Consider the following 25,475-nt stretch of genomic DNA (forward strand, 5'->3'; position numbering starts at 1 on the left):
CTCACCTCATTTCAATCCTTGGGTTTCTATATATTTTCTAACTATATCTATAGGGGCACCACCAGTTGTTATAAGGCAGTAACTTTTACTCCAAAAATACTCTTTCCATAATTGGGTTTTGATTGATAGAAACTCTTTTTTTATAAGTCTACTACTAGCACTTTTATATGCGTTTATAAACTTAGATATATCCGTATTTGGATAACCTCTAAACAATAGATGAACATGGTCTTTATCATGATTCCATTCATCTAAAGTAATATTATATTTGGGGCATATATACTCAAATATTTCCTTTAGTCTATTTGATATTTCATCATTTATTACTTTTTTTCTATATTTTATAACCAATACTAAATGATAATTTAGCAAGAATACCGAATGATTATTAGTATCTAATTCCAATATATCACCTACCTTATAAATTTACTACTGACCACATATTACTATTAATAGTTTGCCAAAGATTTATTGTTTTATGTATCTAACCTAAAATAATAAAGGCTGTCCATCCCCCACCTGTAGAGGATGGGAGAATTCCGCCTATTATGGTTAAATTCAATAAAAAAAAACAGATGAGAATAATTTATTCTCATCTGTTTTATTAGAAATTATTAAATATTTTATATTACAAATAAAACAACGTAGTATATAGCCATCATAATAAGCCCTAATGGAACTCCTAATTTAATCCATTCGCTACTCGTAATTTTTAATTTACCAGCAGAAATAATATTAGGTATATTACCTGGGATCATCATTCCTCCACTAATAAGCAATCCAAGAAGCACAGCTTCAACTTGTACTTGTGACATTTTAACACTTATTTCCGCAGCTGCAAGTGTCGCATTATCTAACACCGCTGAAGACATATTAACCCAATATAAATAGTGATAATCTAGAGTTATTATATATTTATCAATTATTGGTCTAAATCCTTCTCCAAGTAACTCTAATGCTATTATGAATAGGAAGATTTTAATTGCTCTTATAAGAATCAATTTATTTGTTTCATCTTCAAGTTCTTCATCATCATTCACTGTTTTAGTTTTGTCTAGAGAAGCATACAATGCCCCAATAATACCAAGTATTAATATTCCTGGGATAATATAAATACCAAGTTGATTTAAAAGAGCCCAAAAACTAAGTCCAAGTTTAGCAACTACAATTGTGGATAATGGCTCCCCTATTGGTGTTAATATTGACCCAATCCCAATTGAAAAACATGAAATTATATTAATATTTATTTTGTTTTTTCTACTAACTGGAAGTATACTAACTATCTCAACTAATAGAAGGGCAGCTATAATTGCTGTTATTACACTTGATAAAAGCCCTATAATTACTACTAACAAAAACACAAAAATCCTTAATGGAATACGATTTAAAACATGCTCTAATCCTATTTTTATAGGGTTATTAAATGCTTTGAATAAAAATCCACCTATTAATACAGCAAAGGCTATAAAATACATGAATTTATTTTGCGCAATACTAAGTAAAAATGTTTTGTTTAATACACCCGAAGTAATAGAAGCTAATAATCCAATAGTAAATAAAAAAACTTCTAGATTACCTTCTACTTTTTTTGATATAAGTGGTAACACGAAGGTTACTACTAAAAGAATAATTAATATAAAAAGCATTATTATCACGTCCTTTTGTGAAAAGTTATAATGAATCAAACATTAGCTTGTCCAACCGTTAAAATATTATATAAAATTATACCATAAAATCTATATTAATTCAATTTTCTCACATATAATTAGTTGAGCAATAGCCTATACTTAGGGCCTTAATATAAGTTTAACCATCCATTTATACTAATATATATTAGCAAAAATGGATGATCTTTTTAAATACAAAAATCACTAAAATACAAATAAAACAGCATAATATATGAGCATAATAGAAATTCCGATTGGTGCCCCTACCTTAATCCACTCTTTACTTGTAATTTTTAATTTACCAGCAGAAATAATATTTGGTATATTACCTGGAATCATTATTCCTCCACTGACAAGCAATCCTATTAGCACAGCCCTAATTTGTTCTGGTGACATTTTAACACTTATTTCTGCTGCAGCAAGTGTTGCATTATCTAATACTGCCGAGGACATATTAACCCAGTACAAATAGCGAGTATCAAGTGGTAATATATAAGCCTCAATTATTGGTTTAAATCCTTCTCCAAGTAGTTCCAATGCAATAATGAATAGGAATATTTTAATTGCCCTTATAATGATCAATTTGTTTGTTTCGCCTATAACAATTTCTTCATCGTTATCTGCTTTACCCTTTTCCTTTGATCCATAAGTTGCTCCCATAATTCCAAGTATTATTATACCAGGAATAATATAAATACCAAGTTGATCTAAAAGCGACCAAAAATTCAAACCAAGCCTAGAAACTACAATTGTAGATAATGGCTCCCCTATTGGGGTTAATATTGCGCCTAGTCCAATTGAAAAACAAGCAATTATATTAATATTTATTTTATTTTTTCTACTAATAGGTAGTATACTAACTATTTCTACTAATAGAAGGGCAGCTATAATTGCTGTTATTACGCTTGACAAAAGCCCTATAACTACTATTAATAAAAATATAAAAATTCTTAATGGAATACGTTTTAGAATATGTTCTAATGCTTTATTTATATGAGTAGTTAGTGTTTTGAACAAAAATCCACCTATTAATACAGCAAAGGCTATAAAATACATGAATTTATTTTGAGCAATACTTAGTAAAAATGTTTTGTTTATTACACCCGAAGTAACAGCTGCTAATACCCCAATAGTAAAAAGAAAAATTTCAAGATTTGCCTCTACTTTTTTCGATACAATTGGTAATATAAAAGTTATTGCTAAAAGAAAAATTAGTATATAAATCATAATTATCACGTCCTTTTGTTATTGTGAATTATATTGAATTAAATCCGAATTACTATTTTATATTATCCCCTTCCAAAATTAGTAATATGCAATGGAATATATTCTAAACATTATGAGAACAAAAAATAATAGAGTGGGATACTCAAATAAGAGTTTCCCACCCTAGAAACAAATTTTTCTCGGAATCAAACGTTAGTTTGTCCAACCGCTAACCATATTATAATTAAACTATATCATACATTTTATATTAACTCAACTGTATTCCATACAAGAATTTAGTAAGTACATATTAAATGTCACTGTTATCCTACCCTAAATAAATAAACATGTTGAAAGTACAAGTATCGATAGTTTATAATACATATTACAAACAAGTATTTAATTTTGGAAGGAGTTTTGACTAAATGGGATTTATGTCCATACTATTTATTATAATTGGTTTATGTGTATTCGAAATAGTATCCAGCATCGATAATGCTGTAATAAACGCAGAGGTTCTTGGAACTATGTCTGAAAAAGCAAAGAAATGGTTTCTGTTCTACGGTATATTGTTTGCAGTATTTATTGTAAGAGGCATGTTGCCATGGATTATAGTCTGGGTAACTAATCCAGGACTCGGTCCCATAGGAGCTCTTACTGCCACATTTTCAAATGATCCACACATAAAAGAATCATTTGAACTTTCCACGCCTATTCTGATGCTTGGAGGAGGAGTATTTTTATTATTCCTATTTCTTCATTGGCTGTTTATTGAAGATAAGCACTTTGGACTTCCAGGTGAAGAATTCTTTGTTAAACACGGCGCATGGTTTTATGCAATAGTTTCCGTGATTTTAGTTGTAATTGTTGCATTGGCTTTGAAACATAATTCAGTATTGGCGCTCTCTGCTGTAATCGGATCTTCTGCATTTTTTATTACTGATGGCTTTAAGAAGAACGCAGAATCAAACGAGCAACAATTATTGAGTAATACAAGTGGGATGTCTGACATTAGTAAGATATTATATTTAGAAATAATTGATATGACTTTTTCCATTGATGGGGTATTAGGCGCTTTTGCATTTACAACCTCAGTACCACTAATAATTTTGGGAAATGGCCTAGGAGCTATTGTTGTAAGGCAACTAACCATGGGGAATATAGAAAACATAAAAAAATATATTTTTCTTAAGAATGGAGCAATGTATTCAATACTATGTCTCGGTGTAGTGATGATACTTGAAGGATTTAAAATAGAAATACCAGAATATGTTACACCTTTAGTCACAATATTAATAATATTATTCTTTTTCTTTAAATCAAAAATCTATGCTAAAAACAATATGGCGTCTGAATAGGAGAATATTATTTATAAAAAAAGTGGTTATGATGTGCCTTTTTAATAGCATACATCATAACCACTTTTAATTATCTTATTTTATTAATATATCTAAGTTTTTCAATAATTTATTACCTAAATGACCTATTCCCACTCTATAGTAGAAGGTGGCTTAGATGTTATATCGTAAACAATTCTGTTTACTCCTTTAACTTCATTAACGATTCTACGAGATACTATATCTAATACCTCGTAAGGTATTCTAGCCCAGTCTGAAGTCATTGCATCGGAACTTGTAACAGCTCTTAAAGCTACTGTGTGACAATATGTTCGCTCATCACCCATAACTCCAACAGACTTAATGTTAGGAAGACATGCAAAATACTGCCATATCTCACTTTCAAGTCCTGCTTTAGCTATTTCATCTCTAAAGATTGCATCTGCCTCGCTAGTTATAAATAATTTTTCCTCAGTTATTTCTCCAAGTACTCTTATAGCGAGTCCTGGTCCTGGGAACGGTTGTCTCCACACTAAGTGATGTGGTATTCCAATTTCTTCTCCAACAGCTCTAACCTCATCTTTAAATAACTCTCTTAAAGGCTCAATTAGTTTAAAGTGCATATCTTTTGGAAGTCCTCCAACATTGTGATGACTTTTTATGGTAGCTGAAGTGGCAGTACCACTCTCTACTACATCTGGGTATATTGTTCCTTGAACAAGGAAATCTAATTGGCCGAGTTTATTTGACTCTTCTTCAAAAACTCTTATAAATTCTTCTCCAATTATCTTTCTCTTTTTCTCTGGGTCACTTACGCCCTTAAGCTTACCTAGGAACCTATCTTTAGCGTTAACTCTTATTATCTTCATGTCGAATTCACCGTTAAATATAGTTTCAACTTGGTCGCCTTCATCTTTTCTAAGTAAACCATGATCTACAAACACACAAGTTAACTGATCACCAATTGCTTTGTAAACAAGTACTGCAGCAACTGAAGAATCAACTCCACCTGAGAGAGCACAAAGCACTTTTTTATCTCCAACTTGTTCTCTAATAGCCTTAATTTTCTCCTGTGCAAAAGAAGACATTGACCAATCGCCATTAACCTGACATACATCATATAAGAACTTTCTAATCATTTCTTCACCAAAGAGAGTATGTTTTACTTCTGGATGAAATTGAACTCCATAAAGTTTTTTAGAAACATTTGCCATAGCAGCTACTGGACAATGTTTAGAAGTTGCAATAATTTCAAATCCTTTTGGAACTTTAGATATATGATCTGTATGACTCATCCAACATTGATTTTCATCTATTCCTTTGAAAATAATAGCATCTTTATTTAGGTCAACTTCTACTTTACCATATTCGCGAACTTCTGATGTTTTAACTTCTCCACCAAATGCTTGTGCCATTAATTGAGCACCATAACATATTCCCAAGATAGGAATACCAAGCTCAAATATTTCTTTTTCAATTTGTGGAGCACCATCAGCATATACACTATTTGGTCCACCCGTGAATATTATACCTATTGGATTCATGTTTTTTATTTTTTCAACAGAATATGTGTATGGTATTATTTCACAGTAAACACTGTTTTCTCTAACTCTTCTTGCAATAAGTTGATTATATTGACCACCAAAATCAACTACTAAAACTAATTCTCTATTAATCAATGTTTTTCCTCCTGTACATTTAAGCCTTAATTTATCTATTGTTATATATTCTAGCTGTTTACGCTATAGTTTGGTGATTCTTTTGTAATTGATACATCGTGTGGATGACTTTCGCGAAGTCCTGCTGAAGTTTGAACAACAAATGTTGAAGTTTCAAACAATTGTACAAGTGTTGCTGAACCTAAATATCCCATACCAGACCTTATACCACCGATCATCTGGAATATTGTATCTATAACACTTCCTTTAAAAGGTAATCTTCCTTCTACACCTTCTGGAACTAACTTCTTATTTCCTTCTTGGAAATATCTATCCTTACTTCCACAAGCCATAGCACTTAAAGAACCCATGCCTCTGTATACCTTATAACTTCTTCCTTGATATATTTCCATCTCGCCTGGCGCTTCTTCGCAACCTGCGAACATAGAACCAATCATTACTACCTTAGCACCTGCTGCTAATGCCTTAACTATGTCTCCTGAGTATTTTATACCGCCATCTGCAATTACAGGAATTCCATATTTATTTCCTTCTTCAACACAATCCATAACTGCTGTAAGTTGTGGAACACCTACTCCTGCAACAATTCTTGTAGTACAAATTGAACCAGGACCTATACCAACCTTTACACAATCTGCCCCTGCTTCAATTAAATCACGAGTTGCTGCAGCAGTTGCAATATTTCCTGCAATTATTTGAAGTTCTGGGTATGCAGCCTTTATTTCACGTACAGCCTCTAGTACTCCTAAAGAATGTCCATGAGCTGTATCTATAGTTATTACATCCACGCCAGCCTTTACAAGTGCAGCTACCCTATCCATCTTATCAGCAGTTACACCAACTGTTGCACCACATAATAATCTTCCGCGAGAATCCTTTGCAGCATCTGGGAATCTCAAAGTTTTCTCTATATCTTTTATAGTTATAAGACCTCTTAAATTATTTTCGCTATCTACTAAAGGTAACTTCTCTATTTTATGTTTTTTAAGAAGTTCCTTTGCTTCTTGCATGCTTGTTCCTTCTGGTGCTGTTATTAAATTTTTACTTGTCATTATGTCTTTAATCTTTTTACTATAATCAGTTTCAAAGACTATATCTCTATTAGTAATTATTCCAACGAGCTTTCCATCTGTTGTAATTGGAACTCCTGATATTCTATATTTTTTCATTAATTCTAAAGCATCTTCTAGAAGATTTTCTGGTGATAAGAAAAATGGATCTGTAATTACACCATTTTCTTGCCTTTTAACTCTATCAACTTCAATAGCTTGATTTTCAATACTCATATTTTTATGTATAATGCCTATTCCACCCTCTCTAGCCATAGCAATAGCCATTCTAGATTCAGTAACAGTATCCATCGCTGCACTCATTAGTGGTATATTAAGTTTTATTTTTTTTGTAAGGTAGGTACCTAAAGTAACATCTCTAGGTAAAACCTCAGATTTGTTTGGGACTAACAATACATCGTCAAATGTATACGCTTGTTTTAATATCTTTGCCATTTAATCAACACCCCTTCGTACTTCTATTTTAGGTACATAAAATTAAATATCATATCAAAAATGATATTATATTTAATTAAATGTTCCTTATATTCATTTTTTATAATTGGTATAAACCCATATATATATATACAATATTAAAAAATAAGGTATAAAGTATAGAAAAGCATACTAATCCTACTTTAATCAAAGTAAAATTAGCATACCTAAAATAAGTTCATACTAAAATTACCCATAGTGGTCAATTTAAGGCTGACCGTAGATGCTCCTTGCCGTATTCAAGGGATATATGAGTAGAGTTGTTTTTGTAGCTATTATAACCATGATAGTTAATGTTTAAAGATTTGTCAATAACTATCTTGTGCTTGCTCGTTTACATATTAAAAACATATTTTTATGATCTAATAAAATAGGAAGATTAACTAGATATAACCTAGTTAATCTTCCTATTCTAATATATTTTATTCTAATTAATTAGAATATTATTTTTTCTTAGTACATTCCATCCATTCCCATTCCTGGTGCACCCATTGGTGCTGGATTTTTCTCTGGAATATCTGCAACTGCAACTTCTGTTGTTAAGAATGTTGCTGCAACAGATGCCGCATTTTGAAGTGCTGATCTTACAACTTTTGTTGGGTCAACAATTCCTGCTTTATTCATATTTACTAATTTACCATGTAACGCATCATATCCAATTTCTCCAGCGCTTTCTTTAACTTTTTCTATTATAACTGAAGCTTCTGCACCAGCATTGGTAACGATTTGTCTTAATGGTTCTTCTAAAGCTCTTTTGATTATGTTAATACCCACTTGAATATCTGATACATCTGAAGTTAATTTAGCAATCTCAGTAATTGCATTGATGTAAACTGTTCCACCACCTGGAACTATTCCTTCTTCAACTGCTGCTTTTGTAGCCGCAAGAGCATCTTCTATTCTTAATTTTTTCTCTTTTAATTCAGTTTCAGTAGCAGCTCCAACTTTTATTACAGCTACTCCTCCTGCAAGTTTAGCAAGTCTTTCTTGCAATTTTTCTTTATCGAAATCTGATGTAGTATCTTCAATTTGTTTTTTAATTTGAGATACTCTATCATGTATTGCGTTCTTATCACCTTTTCCATTTACTATTGTAGTGTTTTCTTTAGATATTTTAACACTCTCAGCTTTTCCAAGCATCTCAACAGTAACATCTTTTAATTCTTTTCCTAGTTCTTCACTTATAACTTCTCCACCAGTTAGAGTTGCTATATCTTGAAGCATTTCTTTTCTTCTATCACCAAAACCTGGAGCTTTAACGCCTACACAAGTAAAGGTTCCTCTTAATTTATTAACAACTAATGTACTTAAAGCTTCCCCTTCAATGTCCTCTGCAACTATTAACAATTTTTTACCTTGTTGAACAATTTGCTCAAGTATTGGAAGTATGTCTTGTATATTAGTTATTTTTTTATCTGTTATTAAAATATATGGTTCTTCAAGATTTGCTTCCATCTTTTCTGTATCTGTAACCATATATGCACTTAAATATCCACGGTCAAACTGCATTCCTTCAACTACGTCAAGTTCTGTTCCCATAGATTTTGATTCTTCTACAGTTATAACACCTTCATTACCTACTTTTTCCATAGCGTCAGCTATTAAAGCACCTGTTACTTCATCGCTAGCTGATATAGATGCAACTCTAGCTATATCTTCTTTACCACTTACTGGTTTAGAAGCTTTTTTAATTTCTTCAACTGCTTTATCTACAGCCATTTTTATACCAGTTCTTATTAACATTGGATTAGCTCCAGCTGTAACATTTTTTAAACCTTCTCTTATTATAGCCTGAGCAAGTAATGTAGCTGTAGTTGTTCCATCTCCTGCAACATCATTAGTTTTTGTAGCAACTTCTTTAACAAGTTGTGCTCCCATATTTTCAAACGGATCTTCAAGTTCTATTTCCCTTGCTATAGTAACACCATCATTTGTTATTAATGGTGATCCAAATTTCTTATCTAAAATAACATTTCTACCTTTGGGTCCTAGTGTTATTTTTACTGTGTTTGCAAGTTTGTCTACACCTCTTTGCATAGCTCTTCTTGCTTCTTCTCCAAACAATACATTTTTAGCCATTTAAAAACCCTCCTTGTGCGTTAATGATTAAATATAATTAATAATAATATTTAATCATTTTTGCGATTAATTAAATATTATTTTTCAATTACAGCTAATAGTTCTTCTTGTTTTAATATGATATAATCAATTCCATCATATTTTATTTCATTTCCTGAATATTTAGAGAATAATACTTTATCCCCTGTTTTAACTTCCATTTTAATCAATTTTCCATCTTCTGTTTTTCCTGGTCCTACTGCAATAACCTCAGCTTCTTGAGGTTTTTCCTTTGAAGCCCCTGCAAGAACTATTCCACTTTTCGTAGTTTCCTCTGCTTCTAATCTTTTAATTAATACCCTATCACTAAGTGGTCTAATGTTCATTTTAAACCCCTCCTTTTATATTTTTATTCCTTTTGTTAGCACTCAGCGCATCCGAGTGCTAATATGTTCTATACCTTATATAATAATTAATAATCAGTATAATAGCAACTTCAACTACTCCACATATTATTCCATTTATAACCATACAGACAAATTATGTTTTATAACCAACGTATTTCATAGTTATTCTCTGATTTGCTTTACTCATTCCAATTTATGCAATCTTTATGAATTTATTTATTCTTGTATACATTTATGTATATCAGTTATACTTACTATTAGAGGTGATTTTGTGAATGTTTTGAACAGATCGATTATTAACTGCTTTTCTGCAACCTTTATTATTAGGAATATAAAGGCATTTATTAAATTTTTATCTAAGGCGGTTTTTATTTCGAGTTTTATATTTTCTTTTTTAATCTTGAGTGTATATTTTACTTTACTTTTTAAACCCTTGTATTATATGGATATTGGAATATTAAATATTGAAAATTCTTCGGGCTTAAATAAAAGTGAACTAAAATCCAATTATAATTATGTTATCACATATATAACTCAAAATACAAACGAAGAATTTAATCTCCCAACACTACCATCATCTATTCATGGTAAAATTCATTTTAAAGAAGTTAAAGTAATATTTGATAAACTCAAATTAATGCTATTTTTCTCAATATTAGTAAGTATTATAGGAATACTTATAAATAAAAAACGGAAAACAATAAGATATCTATTAACTAGCTCCATTTCCCTTATTGTTATACCGATACTATTACTTATACCCTTTCTAGTTAATTTTGATAAAAGTTTTACAACTTTTCATCACATCTTCTTTAACAATAATTATTGGCTCTTTGATGTTAAATCAGACCCAATAATAACAATCCTACCGCAGAGTTTTTTCTTTCACTGTGCTATATTAATTATCCTTTTAATAACCATGTGCAGCATAACGTTAAGTTTTATATATAAAACAACTAAAAAGTCACATTCTTTATAATGTTTATAAGGGTGTGATTTTAATGTTTTTTTTTCTTTTTGATCATATTTTTAATTATAATATTACCTTTTAAAATTCCTATTAGGAATAAAAAGCTCATTATTACTCCTATCGTTATTAAACTTGTAACATCTTTTGAATATATTTTCTCCCCAAAATAAGATGATATAAAAATTCCTGGAACTCTACCTAGTGTTGAATATATGCAAAAATCTTTAAAAGAAATATTTGATACACCACATATATACGCTAGTGCATCCTTAGGTATTCCCGGAATTAAATAAAACATGAATACAACAATCCTTTTACTTCCCACATCTAGTATTTTTTTAAAGAATTTTATTTCCTTTTTTAACATCAATTTTTCCACTAGTGGTTTGCAATAGTCCTTAGCAATAAGATATACTATTATGCTTCCTAAAGTAATCCCAATTAAAGATATCACTCCACCCCAAAAAACACCAAAAATATATCCCCCAGCAATTTGTATAAATTCTCCCGGAATAAAAAAAACTACTACTTGTAAAACCTGCATAAGTATGAAGACTAAAACACTGAAATTGCCGTAAGAAAGAACAATTTCTTTCATCATATTAGGATTTTTTATTATATACGAGTACTTGAAAGAATACTCATATCCTATATATAAGAAAACCAATAAAATTACTATTATTACTATATGTTGTTTATGTCTTAATAGCTTTATCCTTATATAATCCCATACTCTTTTCATAGTTCTCCATCCTCTTCATTTTTATAAGGTTCAATAGTAGTCCATAACTTTATATTTCATTTGTTATTTTGCTTAATCTTCATTAATTTATTCTATTTTAATATTATTTTCTCTTGCATAATAAAATAAATACTGTTGTGCAAAACCTGCTAAGTTTTCAAACTTATCTCTAGCAAAAATTCTTATTTTAGGTAGTGACACATCTGGTGCTAAATAAAAAAACTGCATTGCTCTCTTAACCCACACGTCCACTGGGAAAGCAGAATATTTTTGCATGGAAAACAACATGATACAATCAGAAACCTTTGGTCCAATACCGCTTAGTTTTTGTAACTCTTGGTGGCAAATATCATCATCACATGATTTAACAAATTCCAAGTTTATTTCATCTGCATATATTCTATGCACTGCATCCTTTACATATTTAGATCTGAAACCTAGACCACAACTTTGAATTTCCTCAATAGATGCTTTATCTAATTCTGCTGCTGTTGGGAACGTATAGTATGTATCACCTTTATACTCTATTGCTTTTCCCCATTTTTCGCTTAACCTGTTTATAGCTCTTTTTATCATAGGTATTCTATTGTTCGAAGAAATTATAAATGATATTGTAAGTTCAAATGGTTCCTGCTGAAGTAGTCTAATCCCATAACCAAAGTTAACTGATCTTTCAAGAAGTGGATCTTTTCGAAATTTTTCTTTAATAACCGTATACTCTCTTTTAAGATCAAAATAATCACACCAAATCATTTCAAATTCTTCTTCATTTATATTATATATTTTTACTTCCATCTCATTCTTTTCTACTTCTATTACCTTTCCATATGCCACCCCTATATAGTTACCATTCTCTTGCTTGTTCCATCTAAAACATTGTCCACATTCAAATATATGGGCTAATTCGAAGTTATCTACACCTTTTATGATAATACCCTTATCAAATGATTCAACCTTTTTATAATCCATAGTTTTTTTCCTTTCCTTAATCCTTATTATAATTTCCCAATAAATGATAATAAAATTCATTATTTTAAAAAAACAACTCCATAAACCTTTGTTTATGGAGTTATTTAAGTCCAATTTATTAGTTTGTTAACATTTCATCTATAGCTTTAGCAGCTTTTTTGCCCGCTTCCATAGCTAGTATAACTGTAGCCGCTCCTGAAACTGCATCTCCACCAGCATATACATTCTTTTTAGATGTTAATCCAGTTTCATCCTCTGCAATTATGCACTTACGTTTATTAATATCTAAACCTTCTGTTGTCAAAGGTATTAATGGATTTGGTGATGTCCCTAAAGACATTATAACTGTATTAACATCCATTATAAATTCTGAGCCTTCAATAGCTATAGGTCTTCTTCTTCCTGAGGCATCAGGCTCACCTAACTCCATTCTTATGCACTTCATTCCTATAACATTACCTTTTTCATCACCTAGGATTTCAATTGGGTTAACAAGTAGATCCATTATAACCCCTTCTTCTTTTGCATGATGTACTTCCTCAACTCTTGCAGGAAGTTCTGATTCTGATCTTCTGTATACTATGTGTCCTTCTGCTCCAAGTCTCACTGCTGTACGCACAGAGTCCATAGCAACATTTCCTCCACCTACAACCGCAACCTTTTCGCCTGTTCTTATAGGTGTCTGATATCCTTCTTTATATGCTTTCATTAAATTATTTCTAGTTAAATACTCATTAGCAGAAAACACTCCATTTAAATTTTCTCCCGGTATTCCCATAAACATTGGTAGTCCTGCACCAGAACCAATAAATACAGCTTTAAAATCTTCATCTTCCATCAATTGGTCTATTGTTACAGTTCGTCCCACAATAACATTTGTTTCTAATTTGACGCCTAATTTTTTAACATTTTCAACTTCATGTTTTACTACTGTTTCTTTTGGAAGCCTAAATTCTGGTATACCATATACCAAAACTCCACCAGCTTCATGAAGTGCCTCGAAAATAGTCACATCGTATCCAGCTTTTGCTAAATCTCCTGCGCAAGTAAGTCCTGATGGACCACTTCCTACCACTGCAACCTTAATACCATTTTTAGGTTTAGTTTCTGAAAGATCGACATTATGTACCCTTGAGTAATCCCCTACAAATCTTTCAAGTTTACCTATAGCTATTGCGTCTCCTTTTATTCCTAGGATACACTTGCTCTCACATTGAGTTTCTTGTGGACAAACCCTACCACAAACCGCAGGAAGTGCACTATATTTAGCTATCACCTTAACTGCCTCTACAAATTCTTTATTCTTAACATGCTTAATAAAACCGGGAATATCTATTGCAACAGGGCATTTACTAACACACATTGGTTTTTTACAGTTTAAACATCTTGTAGCTTCCTTAACTGCTTCATCCTCTGTATATCCTAAACATACCTCCGCAAAATTAGTTGCTCTTATTTTTGGATCTTGCTCTTCTATTGGAACTCTCTTCATCTTATCCATTATTTAGTACCTCCTAAACCACATCCGGCTTTAATGCCTTCATTTTTAGAAATTTCTTGTGTTTTGTACATTGCTTGTCTTCTCATTGCTTCCTCAAAATTAACCTTATGACCATCAAATTCTGGTCCATCAACGCAGGCGAACTTAGTTTTGCCGTCTACAGTAATCCTGCAGGCTCCACACATTCCTGTCCCATCTACCATAATAGGATTCATGCTTACAATAGTTGATATACCAAGCTCTTCAGTTAATTTGCAAACAAATTTCATCATTATCATTGGTCCAATAGCAACAACTAAATCATATTTTTTACCTTCATTTTGGACTAATTCTTTTAATTTATTTGTAACAAGTCCCTTATATCCATAAGAACCGTCATCTGTACATGGATATACATTTCCCGCTACTTTCTTCATTTCTTCTTCCATAATTACATATTCTTTAGCTTTAGCGCCTATTATTACATCTGCCTTTACGCCTTGAGAGTTAAGCCATTTAACCTGAGGATAAACTGGAGCAGTTCCAAGACCTCCTGCTACAAATACGATTTTCTTTTTCTTTAACTCTTCAATACTTTCACTCATTAATTCTGATGCTTGTCCAAGAGGTCCTACAAAATCTGAAAATGAATCCCCAATTTCATAGTTTTCCATTTCTTTTGTTGAGCAGCCTATAGTTTGAACTACTATAGTAACTGTACCTCTTTCGGCATCAAAATCACTTATTGTTAACGGTATTCTCTCACCTTTTTCATCCATTTTTATTATTATAAACTGACCAGGTTGTGCTGATTTAGCGACTCTTGGTGCCTCAATATCCATTAAAAATATTTGTGGTGCTAATGCTTTTTTTCCAACTATTTTATACATTTATTTACCTCCACATCTTTCTATTATTTTAGCCTACTTATGTACCATTAAAATTTTCATTATGTTAAGATATTTGTACTATCTTTATTTTACCACAAAAATCTAAAGTATATTAAAACGTTAAATTTAATTTCAAATAAAATTTTATATTAAAATAGACAGATAGTGAAGAGCATAACTTACCAATGCTATTACTATCTGTCCATTGTTAATTATTAACTAATGTACATTGACAAAACTTTTACAATAATTATTTAATTTCATATTAGAAATTAACTTTTTCACCAGTAAATGAACATGTTAATACTTTTTTCATCTCATCTAAATTTATTGGTCTTGGATTTGATCCTGTACATGCATCTTTTAAAGCATTCTCAGCTATAAAATCTAAATTAGCATCAAACTCTTCTTTAGTCATACCATTTTCAGAGAAAGATAATGGTATATTTAGAGTCTTATTTAAATCCTTTATCATATCAGTTAATGAATTTATTAATTCATCATCTGTATTCCCAGCAAGTTTTAATGTTCTAGCGATTGTAGCATATCTATCTCCACAAGATTTCTTATTAAAATCTATAACATGTGGAAGTAGTATTGCATTTGCAAGACCATGTGCAACGTGGAATACACCACCTATTTTATGCGCCATACTATGAGATATTCCTAGTAATGCATTTGAAAATGCCATTCCTGCAAGGCATTGTGCCATATGCATCTCATTTCTTGCTTCTACATTACCTTCAAATGATTTTACTAAATTCTCCTTAATCATAGTTATAGCTTGCATTGCAAGTGGGTCTGAGAAATAAGAATGAAGTCCTGCAACATAAGCCTCAAGTGCATGAGTTAATGCATCCATACCTGTGTGTGCTGTTAATTTTGGTGGCATTGTTTGAGCTAGTGATGGATCAATTATAGCTACATCCGGAGTTAAGTTGAAATCTGCTAAAGGATATTTTATTTTTGCTTTATAGTCAGTAATTACTGAAAATGCTGTAACTTCTGATGCTGTTCCACTAGTTGATGGTATAGCTATAAATTTAGCCTTTTGTCTTAAGTCTGGAATACCAAATGGTATAACAGCTTGTTCAAAAGTAAATTCTGGATATTCATAGAAAATCCACATAGCTTTTGCTGCATCAATTGGTGAACCCCCACCTATTGAAACTATTAAGTCTGGCTCAAATTCCCTCATAACTGCTGCGCCGCTCATAACTGTATCAACTGAAGGATCTGGTTCCACTCCAGTAATATGTTTAACTTCAATTCCGGCTTCATTTAAATAAGCTTCAACCTTATCTAAAAATCCAAATTTTTTCATAGAACTTCCGCCAGTAACTATTACCGCTTTTTTACCTTTTAGGGTTTTTAAGACTTCTAAAGAATTTTCTCCAAAATAAATATCTCTTGGTAAAGTAAATCTATTCATTATATATCCCTCCATTTTTAAATGTAATCGTATGTATTTTTACACATTATATTTAGCAATGCTTGTACCACTGTTTTCTATTTATACGTTATATTGTTAATAATATATCACTTACAGTATAAAGTCAACATACTAATAGTTAACTTTAGAAATTATTTACATATTGTTTATATTTCTCTATACTATATATATAAATAATAAAGAAGGCACTATAACCATATTTAAGTTATAATGCCTTCTATTATTTATTTAAAATTAATATCTTATTTTGAATAATCAAAGATACCTTTTTTAGTTTTTCTTCCAAGTAATCCGCCTCTAACATATTTTCTTAAAAGGCTATGAGCTCTGTACTTAGTATCTCCAGTCTCAGTATATAAAACATCCATGATAGCAAGACATACATCAAGACCTATAAGATCTCCGAGTGCTAGAGGTCCCATTGGATGATTAGCGCCAAGTTTCATTGCTTTATCTATATCTTCTGCAGATGCTATACCTTCTGCCATAATTCCTACAGCTTCGTTGATCATTGGAATTAATATTCTATTTACAACAAAACCAGGAGCTTCAGCAACTTCTACTGGATCCTTACCTATAGCAATTGCAATTTCTTTAACTGCATCAAAAGTTTCAGTTGATGTAGCCATTCCTTTGATTATCTCTACAAGTTTCATCATTGGAGCTGGATTAAAGAAATGCATTCCTATAACTTTATCAGGTCTCTTTGTAGCAGCTCCTACTTCAGTTATAGAAAGTGATGATGTGTTTGATGCTAAAATAGTTTCTGGTTTACAGATTGAATCAAGTTCTGCAAAAATTTCTTTCTTTATTTTCATAATTTCTACAGCTGCTTCAACTACTAAATCACAGTCTGCTGCTAATTTCATATCAGTAGTTCCTGTAACTCTTGAAAGTATTTCTTCCATTTGTGCTTCAGTTATTTTTTCTTTTTTAACTGATCTTTCTAAGTTCTTTTTAATTGTAGCAAGTCCTCTATCAACGAATTCATCTTTAATATCTCTCATTATTACTTCGCATCCATTAGCTGCAAATGTTTGAACAATACCTGCTCCCATAGTTCCAGCGCCAAGTACAAAAATCTTTTTCATAAAAACACACCCCTTAAATTTTATTATTTTAAAAATCTTATTTTAGTTACAACAAGACGTAGTATACTTTTTTAAAACTTACTTTAATGCTATTTTTTAGCATTAAAGCAAGTTTTCTTAAATTACTATTATAAAATAAACCTATTTATTTTTTAATGTATTAATCTGAGCTATCATTTCTGGAATTACTTTCAAAAAGTCTCCAGCTATTGCTACATCAGCAGCTTTCATGATAGGTGCAGTTGCATCTTTATTTATAGCTATTATGAAATCAGAATCTTGCATACCAGCTAAATGCTGAATTGCTCCTGAGATACCGCAAGCTATATATACAGTTGGTCTTACAGTTTTTCCTGTTTGACCTACTTGTACGGCTTTATCTATCCAACCATTTTCAACTGCTGCTCTTGATGCTCCTACTACACCATCTAAAGTAGCTGCAAGTTTTTCAAGCAAAGCAAAGTTTTCTTTACTTCCAACTCCACGACCACCAGATACTATAATATTAGCTTCTCCGATATCGGCTAAAACTGAAGCAACTTTTACAATATCAACAGTTTTAGTTCTGATATCTGATTCTTTTAAATTTACAGTAACTTTTTCAACTGGGCAAGTTCTAGAAGCATCTCTAGCTAATTTTTCGAAAACTCCTGGTCTAATAGTAGCCATTTGTGGTCTATGATCTGCACAAACTATAGTAGCCATTAGGTTTCCACCAAATGCTGGTCTTGTCATCATTAAATTATTGTTTTCTGTATCTATATCTAATGAAGTACAATCAGCAGTTAAACCTGTTGAAAGTCTTGCTGATATTCTTGGTCCTAAATCTCTTCCTAAATAAGTTGCTCCAACAAATATTACTCCTGGTTTTCTCTCATTTGCAAGATCACATATAACTTTTGCATATGCATCAGTTGTAAAATGACCTAGTAGTGGACTACTCGCAACTATTACCTTATCAGCTCCAAATGCTACAAGTTCGCGAGCCATATCATCTGTTTTATCGCCAAGTAGTACAGCTGTTAACTCTTCTCCTAATTTATCTGCAATTTCTCGTCCCTTACCTAAAAGTTCGAAAGAAATTTTTTGAAGTTCTCCGTCTCTTTGTTCAGCGAAGACCCATACGCCTTTGTAATCTGCTATATTCATTGATTGCTCCCTCCTACATTTTAGATAAAGTGATTTTCTTTTAATTTTGAAACTGCATATAAAGCAGCTTCAGCTGCTGGTAATTGTATTAATTCGCCTTTTCCCTTAGGTTCTTTAGTCATTGACTTTTTAACCTTTGTTGGTGAACCTTTAAGTCCGAGTATAGCTATGTCTGCTCCGATATCTGCTGCACTCCAAACTTTTACTTCTTTGTTTTGGAACATTTCAAAAATGTTTTTTATGTTCATATATCTTGGTTCATTTAATTCTTTTATAGCTGTTAAAAGAACAGGAGTTTTAACTTCGATATCTTCATATCCATCTTCCCATGCTCTTCTAACTTTTAATCCGCCCTTAATTACGTCAACTTTTTCAACGTATGTTATTTGTGCAAGATTTAAATGCTCTGCAATTTCAGGTCCAACTTGCGCTGTATCTCCATCAATTGCTTGTCTTCCAGCAAATACTACATCGTAGTCTAATTTCTTTAAAGTTGCAGCAAGTGCATGTGATGTAGCTAAAGTATCTGCTCCTGCAAATGCACGATCTGATACGAGTATTGCTTCATCAGCACCCATAGCTAAAGCTTCTCTTAATGCTTTTTCTGCTTGAGGTGGTCCCATGCTAATTACAGTCACGTGCGCACCATGTTCATCTTTTAATCTTAATGATTCTTCTAATGCATTTTTATCATCTGGATTTATTATTGATGGAACGCCTTCTCTTATAAGGGTTCCTGTTTTAGGATCTATTTTAACTTCGTTTGTATCTGGAACTTGTTTTAAACATACAACTATATTCATTTAATTTCCTCCTACTTTAATAGATTTCCAGCTATAACCATTCTTTGAACTTCTGAAGTTCCTTCATATATTTCAGTTATCTTAGCATCTCTCATCATTCTTTCTAATGGATATTCTTTAGTATATCCATATCCTCCGAAGATTTGAACAGCTTTTGTTGTAACTTCCATAGCAGTTTCTGATGCAAACAATTTTGCTCTTGCAGCTTCTACTGTATATGATAAACCAGCATCTTTATTAAATGCAGCTTTATAAACTAAAAGTTTAGCAGCTTCAATTTTAACATCAAGTTCTGCAACCATCCATTGAAGTCCTTGGAATGCTGCAAGTGGTTTTCCAAATTGTTTTCTTTCTTTCATATATTTAGTAGCTTCTTCTAGTGCTCCTTCAGCAATTCCTAGAGCTTGAGCAGCTACACCAATTCTTCCACCATCAAGAGTTTTCATTGCAATACCGAAACCTCTTCCTTCTTTTCCAAGCATGTTTTCTTTTGGAACTATACAGTTCTCAAATACAAGCTCAGTTGTTGATGATGCTCTTATTCCTAATTTATCTTCATGTTTACCTATTGAGAATCCAGGGAAATCTTTTTCAACTATAAAAGCTGTAATTCCTCTTGTTCCCTTAGTTTTATCTGTCATAGCAAAAACTACAAATGTATCTGCTACTCCACCATTTGTGATAAATATTTTTGAACCATTTAATATATAGTTATCACCATCTAAAGTTGCTGTAGTCTGTTGTCCAGACGCATCAGTACCGGCATTAGGCTCAGTTAATCCAAAAGCTCCTAATTTTTCGCCAGTTGCAAGTGGTACTAGATATTTCATTTTTTGATCTTCTGTTCCAAAAGCATCTATTGGACCTGCACATAATGATGTATGAGCTGATAAGATAACTCCTGTTGTTGCACATGCTTTTGATAATTCTTCAACAGCAATAATATATGATAAATTATTTCCACCAGCGCCACCATATTTAGTTGCTATTGGGATACCCATCATATGGTATCTAGCCATTTTTTCTACAGTTTCGCTAGGAAATCTTTCTGTAACATCTATCTCCGCAGCTAAAGGTTTAACTTCGTTTAATGCGAATTCACTTACCATCTGTTTTACAAATTCTTGTTCTTTTGTCAATGTAAAATTCATGAACCTTCCTCCTCGCTATTCTCTGAGGTAGCTAAGCTACCTATATTTTAACAGAATACTTAAATTACTTATTTTTAAAGCATTTTTCAGTTTTCTCGATAAATGCTGTCATTCCACTACTTTGGTCCTCAGTCGAGAAACATTCTCCGAATATTTCTGATTCATATGAAAGTGCTGAGTCTATGTCTAATTGCATTCCCTTATTAATTGCTGCTTTACAAAGACTTACAGCAATAGGTGCCTGTCCTGCAATTGTATTTGCAAGTGCTTTAGCTTCAACTAATAAATCTTCAAGCGCAACCACTTTATTAACAAGTCCAATTCTTAATGCTTCTTCCGCATTAATAATCTTAGCTGTGTATATTAATTCTTTAGCCATTCCAAGTCCTACAAGTCTAGAAAGTCTTTGAGTCCCTCCAAAACCAGGTGTTATTCCAAGTCCTACTTCAGGTTGACCAAATTTTGCCTTTACAGATGCTATTCTAATATCACAAGCCATAGAAAGCTCGCATCCTCCACCTAAAGCAAAACCATTTACTGCTGCGATTACTGGTTTTTCTAGTGTTTCTAATTTTCTAAACACTTTATTTCCTAAATTTCCAAATCTTCTACCACCCATTACATCAAGATCTTTCATTTCGGTGATATCAGCACCTGCAACAAATGCTTTTCCAGCTCCTGTTATAATTACTGCGTAAATCTTATCATCATTAGCAATTTCATCTATTGCTAAATCTAGCTCTTTCAATGTTTCTGAGTTTAATGCATTTAGAGCTTTTGGTCTACTAATTGTAAGTACTGCAACTTTGTCTTCCTTTTGAAGAACAATATTTTTGTATTCCATAACAATCCACTCCTTACGAATTAATCTATTCATTAACTATTTGTTAATAATATAACAAATAAACGTAAATGAATATGAGGCCATTTGCCTCAATTACATTATATATCTTTGTGATAATTATATCAACAAGAAATAATTATTTTTTATGACTATGTCCTATCATTCATTAAACAACTGAGTGTTAAGAGACTCTCACTCAAATGTACATTTTCAACAATTATTTCTTTAGGCACTTCTAAATCCACAGGTGCAAAATTCCATATGCCCTTAACCCCATTTGCCACCATCATGTCGCAAACTGTTTGAGCACTATTTTCCGAAACACAGATTACCCCTATATCTATCGGCATAGTTTTAAGAAAACCTACTAATTCATCTATGTCTTTTACTTCAACATCTCTAATTTTAAGTCCTATTAGCTTTGGATTAACATCAAAAATACCTGCCAAATTAAAAGCTAACCTTTCAAAATTGGTATAATTGGCAATAGCCTGCCCAATGTTACCAGCACCTATTATTATCATTTTATATTCTTTTGCTAGTCCCAATATGCCATTAATTTCATTTAATAATTCTTTAACATTATAACCGTATCCCTGTTGTCCAAAATCCCCAAAGCAGTTCAAGTCTTGTCTAATTTGAGATGCTGTAAAGCCAATTCTCTCGCCTAACTCTTTTGAGGATATTCTATCTACATCAGTCCTTAAAAGTTCTTTTAAATATCTATTGTATTTAGGCAATCTTCGAATAACTGCCATCGATATATTTTTTTTTCTTTCCACGACTTACACTCCTCTGTGAATATCATAAATTTCATACTATCAATCTTAACACACATTATAGGTCAATATCACATTTGTTTCAAATTTAATAGTTATTAAGCACTATTAACCATTTATGACTTTTTTATACTATCATTAAAAATTAATGTTATATATATTTGCTTTTTACTACAATAACTTTAATATAAATAGTACAATAATATATGAAGGTCTTTAATTAATATTTATTAACTTTAAGACTACGCTACAGGGAAGGTGAAAATGATGATAGTTCTAAGTTGCAAAGATATTCACAAAAGTTATGGTATAGATGTTATTTTAGACAAAATAACTTTAAGTATAAATGAAGGTGAAAGAATTGGTTTTATTGGTGCTAATGGTGCTGGCAAGTCTACACTTTTCAAAATACTTACCTCACAATTGGACCATGATACTGGTGAATTATTTATAGATAAAAATAAAAAGCTAGGTTATTTATCCCAAAATTTATCATTAGATATAACTAATACTATATACGAGGAAACACTTTTAGTATTCGACAATTTATTAAACCTCGAAAAAAATCTTAAAGCTCTGGAAATAAAAATGAGTTTACCTTATGACGCTTCAAAAGAAGACTATCAAAATAAAATAATTAAAGAATATACATTAACTTCTGAACTTTACAATAACAGAGGCGGCTACACCTATAAAGCTAAGATAAATAGAGTTCTTAAAGGCCTTGGCTTTTTAGAAGATGATTATGATAAACCAATAAACATATTAAGTGGAGGTCAAAAAACTAGAGTTGCACTCTGTAAATTATTACTTAAAAACCCTGATATACTCTTACTCGATGAGCCTACTAACCACTTAGATTTAGACGCTATAGAGTGGCTCGAAGATTACCTTAAATCTTATAAGGGCACTATGTTTATTATTTCTCATGATAGATTCTTTTTAGATACCATTACCAATAAAACTTTTGAACTTATTAATGGGCATGTAGATTGTTACAATGGAAGTTACACTAGTTTTATTGAATTAAAAAAAATAAATTTTGAAATTCAATTAAAAGCATACAATGTACAACAGTCAGAAATAAAAAGGCAAGAAGATATTATAACTAAATACAGATCCTTTAATAGAGAAAAAAGTGTAAGAGCTGCAGATAGCAGACAAAAATCCCTGGACAAAGTTGAACGAATTCATACTCCAGATAAAGATCCGCGCGAGACTAAAATGAAATTTGAAACAGAAATTAAAAGTGGTAATGATGTTCTTCATATAGAGGACCTATCAAAACGATTTGGAGATAACCTTTTGTTTGAGCATCTAAATTTAGACATAAAAAGATCAGAAAAATTTGCTCTTATTGGTGAAAACGGAAGAGGTAAAACCACCCTGTTTAAGATTATAATGGATCAAATACCAAGTGATACAGGCATAAAAATATTGGGTAAAAATATTTTTGTTGGATACTATGACCAAGAACAATCAAATTTAAATCCAGAAAAAACTATAATAGATGAAGTTTGGGATGAATTTCCAAAACTTACTACCACAGAGGTTCGTACAGCCCTGGCTGCATTTCTATTCATAGGCGAAGATGTATTTAAGGTTATATCAACTTTAAGTGGTGGAGAAAGGTGTAGGATTAATCTTCTAAAAATCATGTTATCTAAGGCAAACTTCTTATTGCTAGATGAACCAACAAATCACTTAGATATTATGTCCCGCGAGGCCTTAGAAGATTCAATACTTGGATATGACGGCACCGTTGTCGTAATATCACATGATAGATATTTCTTAAACAAGGTAATTACTAGAATACTCGAATTGAATCAAGATGGACTCAAAGAGTATTTAGGAAATTATAGTTATTATATAGAAAAGAAGAAAAATCCTTTAAGATTCAAGTTAGAAGAAGAACAAGAAGGAATGTCAAAAACTCAAATTAATTTTGATAAAAAAAAGAAGCGCGAAGAAGATAAACTTGAGAAACAAAAAAAACTAGATTTTAAAGAACTAGAAGATAAAATTGCATCGCTTGAACAAGAAATAGAAAAATTACAAAATGATCTTTGCCTTGAAGAGGTTTATTCGAGTCCAAATAGAAGTGTTGAAACAAACAATCAACTTTTAAGTGTGAAAAAAGAACTTGAAGATCTTTACGTAACATGGGAAGACTCTGCGACATAATTAGAGTAGACACAGCATATTATTAGAATTTAGTCTGATAAATATATTTCATTCAATTAAAGTGGAGGAATTCGTCTATGGAACTAAAAACAAATAAATCTATACACTCTGAAAGGTTTGATTTACAAAGGAGAGCTGTTTCGCATGTAACTACCACATCATGGCATGATATACCCCATATATCATATATATACGAGCCTGATATAACTGACTTTTACAATGAATTTAAAATACTTTTAAATAATAAAATCAATTTAGAAAACAAAATTTCTTTTAATACTATAATGCTTAAAGTTATAACAGAAGGTTTATTAAAATCACCTGACTTAAATTCATATATAGAATATAATCATAAAAAAACTGAGGGTATGACTCATATTTTTGACGAAATTAACATCTCAGTCCCTTGGCTTTTACCTAATGGTAAAATGATAACTCCAACTATACCAAGAGTTGAAAAAATGTCTTTGAATGATATTTCAGAATACATTTCAAATTTAACAAAAAGAATAGAAAATACCAATGTTAATGAAGTATTTTATAGAGCTGTAGTTGCTGACACAATTCATGAATTAAAAAGGTTTAATCTAAGTGTTATTAGAAGAATTTTGGCTTCGAAAATTGGTAGATATAGAATTAAGGGGCTTTGTGGTAAAGAAAAAGAGGACTATTACAAGATACCAGAAAATGAACGCCTGACCGAAAAGGACATTAGGGCAGGTACTGTTACAGTTTCAAATATTGGTTCGTTGTACAAAAACCAAAAGGGATTCTTCGGTTTGCTTGAAATAATACCCCCTCAAGTTTTTGCCATTGGAATTGGTTCGATTCAGGAAAAACCAGGGGTGTACTTAAATCCTAATGGAAATAAGGAAATCGGTATAAGAAAAATCCTTCCAATATGTTTGGCTTTTGACCATAGGGCGGTTGATTTTAATTCCCTTGTGCCTTTTCTAAAAAGGCTTGATGAAATATTTGCTAAACCAAATGTTATTCATAAATGGTAAACTAAGAATTTGTATTAAAAAAGATATAACGCCTATACCTTTATTTGCTATGCAAAATAAGATAT

At 31.5% G+C, this 25,475-nt stretch carries 22 protein-coding genes, 1 riboswitch and 1 other annotated feature; of the genes, 4 read left to right on the plus strand and 18 right to left on the minus strand.

Annotation, left to right across the window (positions count from 1 at the left end; translation table 11 throughout):
* Positions 1–6: 6 nt before the first annotated feature.
* From tnpA to LL038_RS17595, 3 genes are all read right to left on the minus strand, one after another.
* Positions 7–405: an IS200/IS605 family transposase gene (gene tnpA / locus LL038_RS17585; RefSeq protein WP_216127171.1), complete on the minus strand. Its 399-nt coding sequence runs from the start codon at positions 403–405 to the stop codon at positions 7–9.
* Between the two features lie 218 nt (positions 406–623).
* Positions 624–1,646, minus strand: a complete 1,023-nt coding sequence (locus LL038_RS17590; protein ID WP_216127169.1) for a DUF1646 family protein — start codon at positions 1,644–1,646, stop codon at positions 624–626.
* A 225-nt stretch (positions 1,647–1,871) separates the two neighbouring features.
* On the minus strand, positions 1,872–2,894 hold the full coding sequence (locus LL038_RS17595) for a DUF1646 family protein (RefSeq protein WP_216127167.1): 1,023 nt from the start codon (positions 2,892–2,894) through the stop codon (positions 1,872–1,874).
* Between the two features lie 151 nt (positions 2,895–3,045).
* Positions 3,046–3,101, minus strand: a sequence feature (sodium ion sensor (DUF1646 type); this cis-regulatory element may regulate processes involved in with the transportation of sodium ions).
* A 197-nt stretch (positions 3,102–3,298) separates the two neighbouring features.
* On the opposite strand from LL038_RS17595, the gene LL038_RS17600 reads away from it, so the two are divergent.
* A complete protein-coding gene (locus tag LL038_RS17600) occupies positions 3,299–4,231 on the plus strand; it encodes a DUF475 domain-containing protein (RefSeq protein WP_216127165.1) in 933 nt (310 codons plus the stop codon).
* Positions 4,232–4,356: 125 nt separating this feature from the next.
* On the opposite strand, the gene guaA is transcribed toward LL038_RS17600, so the two are convergent.
* The 4 genes from guaA to groES form a co-directional block, all read right to left on the minus strand.
* Complete coding sequence (guaA, locus tag LL038_RS17605; protein WP_216127197.1) at positions 4,357–5,886, minus strand: glutamine-hydrolyzing GMP synthase; 1,530 nt, start codon at positions 5,884–5,886, stop codon at positions 4,357–4,359.
* Positions 5,887–5,939: 53 nt separating this feature from the next.
* Complete coding sequence (guaB, locus tag LL038_RS17610) at positions 5,940–7,394, minus strand: IMP dehydrogenase (protein ID WP_216127156.1); 1,455 nt, start codon at positions 7,392–7,394, stop codon at positions 5,940–5,942.
* Between the two features lie 215 nt (positions 7,395–7,609).
* Positions 7,610–7,707: riboswitch (purine riboswitch) on the minus strand.
* Positions 7,708–7,886: 179 nt separating this feature from the next.
* The gene (gene groL, locus LL038_RS17615; RefSeq protein ID WP_216127154.1) at positions 7,887–9,512 is read right to left on the minus strand and encodes a chaperonin GroEL; all 1,626 of its coding nucleotides are present in this window, start codon (positions 9,510–9,512) and stop codon (positions 7,887–7,889) included.
* Positions 9,513–9,589: 77 nt separating this feature from the next.
* Positions 9,590–9,877, minus strand: coding sequence for a co-chaperone GroES (gene groES / locus LL038_RS17620; RefSeq protein WP_216127152.1), 288 nt, complete (start codon positions 9,875–9,877; stop codon positions 9,590–9,592).
* On the opposite strand from groES, the gene LL038_RS17625 reads away from it, so the two are divergent.
* On the plus strand, positions 9,870–10,877 hold the full coding sequence (locus LL038_RS17625) for a TIGR01906 family membrane protein (RefSeq protein ID WP_216127149.1): 1,008 nt from the start codon (positions 9,870–9,872) through the stop codon (positions 10,875–10,877). The two genes, groES and LL038_RS17625, sit on opposite strands and share 8 nt — an antisense overlap.
* A gap of 19 nt (positions 10,878–10,896) precedes the next feature.
* Here LL038_RS17625 and LL038_RS17630 read toward each other — a convergent pair whose 3' ends face one another.
* The 11 genes from LL038_RS17630 to LL038_RS17680 form a co-directional block, all read right to left on the minus strand.
* Positions 10,897–11,610 (minus strand): TVP38/TMEM64 family protein, encoded by a 714-nt coding sequence (locus LL038_RS17630; protein WP_216127146.1) that lies wholly within the window; start codon positions 11,608–11,610, stop codon positions 10,897–10,899.
* Positions 11,611–11,697: 87 nt separating this feature from the next.
* The gene (locus LL038_RS17635) at positions 11,698–12,579 is read right to left on the minus strand and encodes a DNA-3-methyladenine glycosylase family protein (protein WP_216127143.1); all 882 of its coding nucleotides are present in this window, start codon (positions 12,577–12,579) and stop codon (positions 11,698–11,700) included.
* 118 nt (positions 12,580–12,697) lie between these two features.
* Positions 12,698–14,080, minus strand: coding sequence for an NADPH-dependent glutamate synthase (gltA, locus tag LL038_RS17640; RefSeq protein WP_216127140.1), 1,383 nt, complete (start codon positions 14,078–14,080; stop codon positions 12,698–12,700).
* Positions 14,080–14,949, minus strand: a complete 870-nt coding sequence (locus LL038_RS17645) for a sulfide/dihydroorotate dehydrogenase-like FAD/NAD-binding protein (RefSeq protein WP_216127132.1) — start codon at positions 14,947–14,949, stop codon at positions 14,080–14,082. Before LL038_RS17645 ends, gltA begins: the two co-directional genes overlap by 1 nt.
* 265 nt (positions 14,950–15,214) lie before the next feature.
* A complete protein-coding gene (locus tag LL038_RS17650) occupies positions 15,215–16,381 on the minus strand; it encodes an iron-containing alcohol dehydrogenase (protein ID WP_216127129.1) in 1,167 nt (388 codons plus the stop codon).
* Positions 16,382–16,644: 263 nt separating this feature from the next.
* The gene (locus LL038_RS17655; RefSeq protein ID WP_071611153.1) at positions 16,645–17,493 is read right to left on the minus strand and encodes a 3-hydroxybutyryl-CoA dehydrogenase; all 849 of its coding nucleotides are present in this window, start codon (positions 17,491–17,493) and stop codon (positions 16,645–16,647) included.
* 141 nt (positions 17,494–17,634) lie between these two features.
* Positions 17,635–18,642, minus strand: coding sequence for an electron transfer flavoprotein subunit alpha/FixB family protein (locus LL038_RS17660; RefSeq protein WP_268055891.1), 1,008 nt, complete (start codon positions 18,640–18,642; stop codon positions 17,635–17,637).
* A gap of 20 nt (positions 18,643–18,662) precedes the next feature.
* Positions 18,663–19,445 (minus strand): electron transfer flavoprotein subunit beta/FixA family protein, encoded by a 783-nt coding sequence (locus tag LL038_RS17665; protein ID WP_216128178.1) that lies wholly within the window; start codon positions 19,443–19,445, stop codon positions 18,663–18,665.
* 11 nt (positions 19,446–19,456) lie between these two features.
* Positions 19,457–20,596, minus strand: a complete 1,140-nt coding sequence (locus LL038_RS17670; protein WP_268055902.1) for an acyl-CoA dehydrogenase — start codon at positions 20,594–20,596, stop codon at positions 19,457–19,459.
* Between the two features lie 64 nt (positions 20,597–20,660).
* Positions 20,661–21,440 (minus strand): short-chain-enoyl-CoA hydratase, encoded by a 780-nt coding sequence (locus tag LL038_RS17675; RefSeq protein WP_216106028.1) that lies wholly within the window; start codon positions 21,438–21,440, stop codon positions 20,661–20,663.
* 149 nt (positions 21,441–21,589) lie between these two features.
* On the minus strand, positions 21,590–22,222 hold the full coding sequence (locus tag LL038_RS17680) for a redox-sensing transcriptional repressor Rex (protein WP_216125353.1): 633 nt from the start codon (positions 22,220–22,222) through the stop codon (positions 21,590–21,592).
* A 264-nt stretch (positions 22,223–22,486) separates the two neighbouring features.
* Here LL038_RS17680 and LL038_RS17685 point away from each other — a divergent pair, with 264 nt between their 5' ends.
* Both LL038_RS17685 and LL038_RS17690 read left to right on the plus strand, forming a co-directional pair.
* The gene (locus tag LL038_RS17685) at positions 22,487–24,403 is read left to right on the plus strand and encodes an ABC-F family ATP-binding cassette domain-containing protein (RefSeq protein ID WP_216125367.1); all 1,917 of its coding nucleotides are present in this window, start codon (positions 22,487–22,489) and stop codon (positions 24,401–24,403) included.
* Between the two features lie 77 nt (positions 24,404–24,480).
* Entirely contained in the window at positions 24,481–25,410 is a 930-nt protein-coding gene (locus tag LL038_RS17690) for a 2-oxo acid dehydrogenase subunit E2 (protein WP_216125352.1), read from the plus strand.
* Positions 25,411–25,475: the final 65 nt, after the last annotated feature.

This window comes from Clostridium estertheticum, assembly GCF_026650985.1.
Classification (GTDB): domain Bacteria; phylum Bacillota; class Clostridia; order Clostridiales; family Clostridiaceae; genus Clostridium_AD; species Clostridium_AD estertheticum_C.